The sequence below is a fragment of the Claveliimonas monacensis genome, assembly GCF_014982975.1.
Lineage (GTDB): Bacteria > Bacillota > Clostridia > Lachnospirales > Lachnospiraceae > Claveliimonas > Claveliimonas monacensis.
This window is the reverse complement of the sequence record NZ_JADCKL010000029.1, coordinates 1-2,673: the sequence shown is the minus strand read 5'-3', so window position 1 is coordinate 2,673 and position 2,673 is coordinate 1. Positions and strand designations below refer to the sequence as shown.

1 rRNA gene is annotated in these 2,673 nt (G+C 52.9%); it reads right to left on the bottom strand.

The features are described 5' to 3' along the window. Positions 1–2,673, bottom strand: a 23S ribosomal RNA gene (locus INF30_RS14505); the annotation flags it as partial.

The window sequence follows — 2,673 nt, the reverse complement described above, 5'->3', positions numbered from 1 at the left end:
CGTAGGGATATCTCATCTTGAGGGGGGCTTCACGCTTAGATGCCTTCAGCGTTTATCCCTTCCCGGCTTGGCTACTCTGCCATGACCTTGGTAAGTCAACAGATACACCAGCGGCCAGTCCATCCCGGTCCTCTCGTACTAAGGACAGCTCCTCTCAAATATCCTACGCCCACGCCGGATAGGGACCGAACTGTCTCACGACGTTCTGAACCCAGCTCGCGTACCGCTTTAATGGGCGAACAGCCCAACCCTTGGGACCTACTTCAGCCCCAGGATGCGATGAGCCGACATCGAGGTGCCAAACCACTCCGTCGATGTGAACTCTTGGGAGTGATAAGCCTGTTATCCCCAGGGTAGCTTTTATCCGTTGAGCGATGGCAATCCCACTTTATACCACCGGATCACTAAGTCCTACTTTCGTACCTGCTCCACCCGTCGGTGTCGCAGTCAAGCTCCCTTCTGCCTTTGCACTCTTCGAATGGTTTCCAACCATTCTGAGGGAACCTTTGAGCGCCTCCGATACCCTTTCGGAGGCGACCGCCCCAGTCAAACTCCCCACCTGACATTGTCCCCCGCCCGGTTCACGGGTGCAGGTTAGAAACCCAGCACTGCAAGGGTGGTATCCCAACAGCGGCTCCATAGAGACTGGCGTCTCTACTTCTTAGCCTCCCACCTATCCTGTACATACAATACCGAGTCCCAGTATCAAGCTAGAGTAAAGCTCCATGGGGTCTTTCCGTCCTGGCGCAGGTAACCAGCATCTTCACTGGTACTTCAATTTCACCGGGTGCATTGTCGAGACAGTGCCCAAATCATTACGCCTTTCGTGCGGGTCGGAACTTACCCGACAAGGAATTTCGCTACCTTAGGACCGTTATAGTTACGGCCGCCGTTTACTGGGGCTTAAGTTCAAAGCTTCGCTTGCGCTAACCTCTCCCCTTAACCTTCCAGCACCGGGCAGGCGTCAGCCCATATACCTCACCTTTCGGTTTCGCATAGACCTGTGTTTTTGCTAAACAGTTGCTTGGGCCAATTCTCTGCGGCCTGCTCGCGCAGGCACTCCTTCTCCCGAAGTTACGGAGTCATTTTGCCGAGTTCCTTAACAATGCTTCTCCCGTCGGCCTTAGGATTCTCTCCTCATCCACCTGTGTCGGTTTACGGTACGGGTACGGTATGAACAATAGCGGCTTTTCTTGGCAGCCAGCTCACACATTTCCCTACTTTTAGTTCGGTATGCGTCACGTCTTCGGATTGCCACACGGATTTGCCTATGTGACTCCTACCTCGCTTGCCCCGGTCTTTCCATTCCCGGTAGTGCTCTCTTTCTGCGTCCCCACAGTTCTGTCATACCGTAGTACAGGAATTTCAACCTGTTGTCCATCGACTACGCCTCTCGGCCTCGCCTTAGGTCCCGACTTACCCAGAGCAGATCAGCTTTACTCTGGAAACCTTGGATATTCGGCCGGAAGGATTCTCACCTTCCTCTCGCTACTCATTCCGGCATTCTCTCTTCCATACAGTCCACAGCTCCTTCCGGTACTGCTTCGTCCCGTATGCAATGCTCCTCTACCAATTGATCAGATCAATTCCTGAGCTTCGGTGGTGTGTTTCAGCCCCGGACATTTTCGGCGCAGGACCTCTCGACCAGTGAGCTATTACGCACTCTTTTAATGTGTGGCTGCTTCTAAGCCAACATCCTGGTTGTCTTTGAAATCCCACATCCTTTTCCACTTAACACACACTTTGGGACCTTAGCTGCAGGTCTGGGCTCTTTCCCTTTCGACTACCCAACTTATCTCGTGTAGTCTGACTCCCGTCCACCATCTACGCGGCATTCGGAGTTTGATATTCTTCGGTAAGCTTTGACGCCCCCTAGGAAATTCAGTGCTCTACCTCCGCAAGACTTGGACGAGGCTAGCCCTAAAGCTATTTCGAGGAGAACCAGCTATCTCCGGGTTCGATTGGAATTTCTCCCCTATCCACACCTCATCCCCACCCTTTTCAACGGATGTGGGTTCGGTCCTCCATTGCCTTTTACGGCAACTTCAACCTGGACATGGATAGATCACCCGGTTTCGGGTCTACTCCGACTGACTTACCGCCCTATTAAGACTTGGTTTCCCTTCGGCTCCGGACCTTTAGTCCTTAACCTCGCCAGCCAGCGTAACTCGCCGGACCGTTCTACAAAAAGTACGCGGTTGAACATGTAAAGTTCTTCCACAGCTTGTAAACACAGGGTTTCAGGTTCTCTTTCACTCCCCTCCCGGGGTCCTTTTCACCTTTCCTTCACAGTACTATGCGCTATCGGTCACTAAGGAGTATTTAGCCTTACGGGGTGGTCCCCGCGCCTTCAGTCAAGGTTCCACGTGTCTCGACCTACTCTGGATACCGCCATGTTACTTCAAGTTTCGCTTACGGGGCTTTCACCCTCTCTGGCTGGCTTTCCCAAAACCATTCTGCTACTCTCAGTAAATCAATTCCGCGGTCCGAACCCCGGGGTGCACGCACCCCGGTTTGGGCTCTTCCGGTTTCGCTCGCCGCTACTCCCGGAATCGATGTTTCTTTCTCTTCCTCCGGCTACTTAGATGTTTCAGTTCACCGGGTTCCCCTCCATACGTTATGGATTGGCGTATGGATACATGAGGTTTGCTCATGTGGGTTTCCCCATTCAGA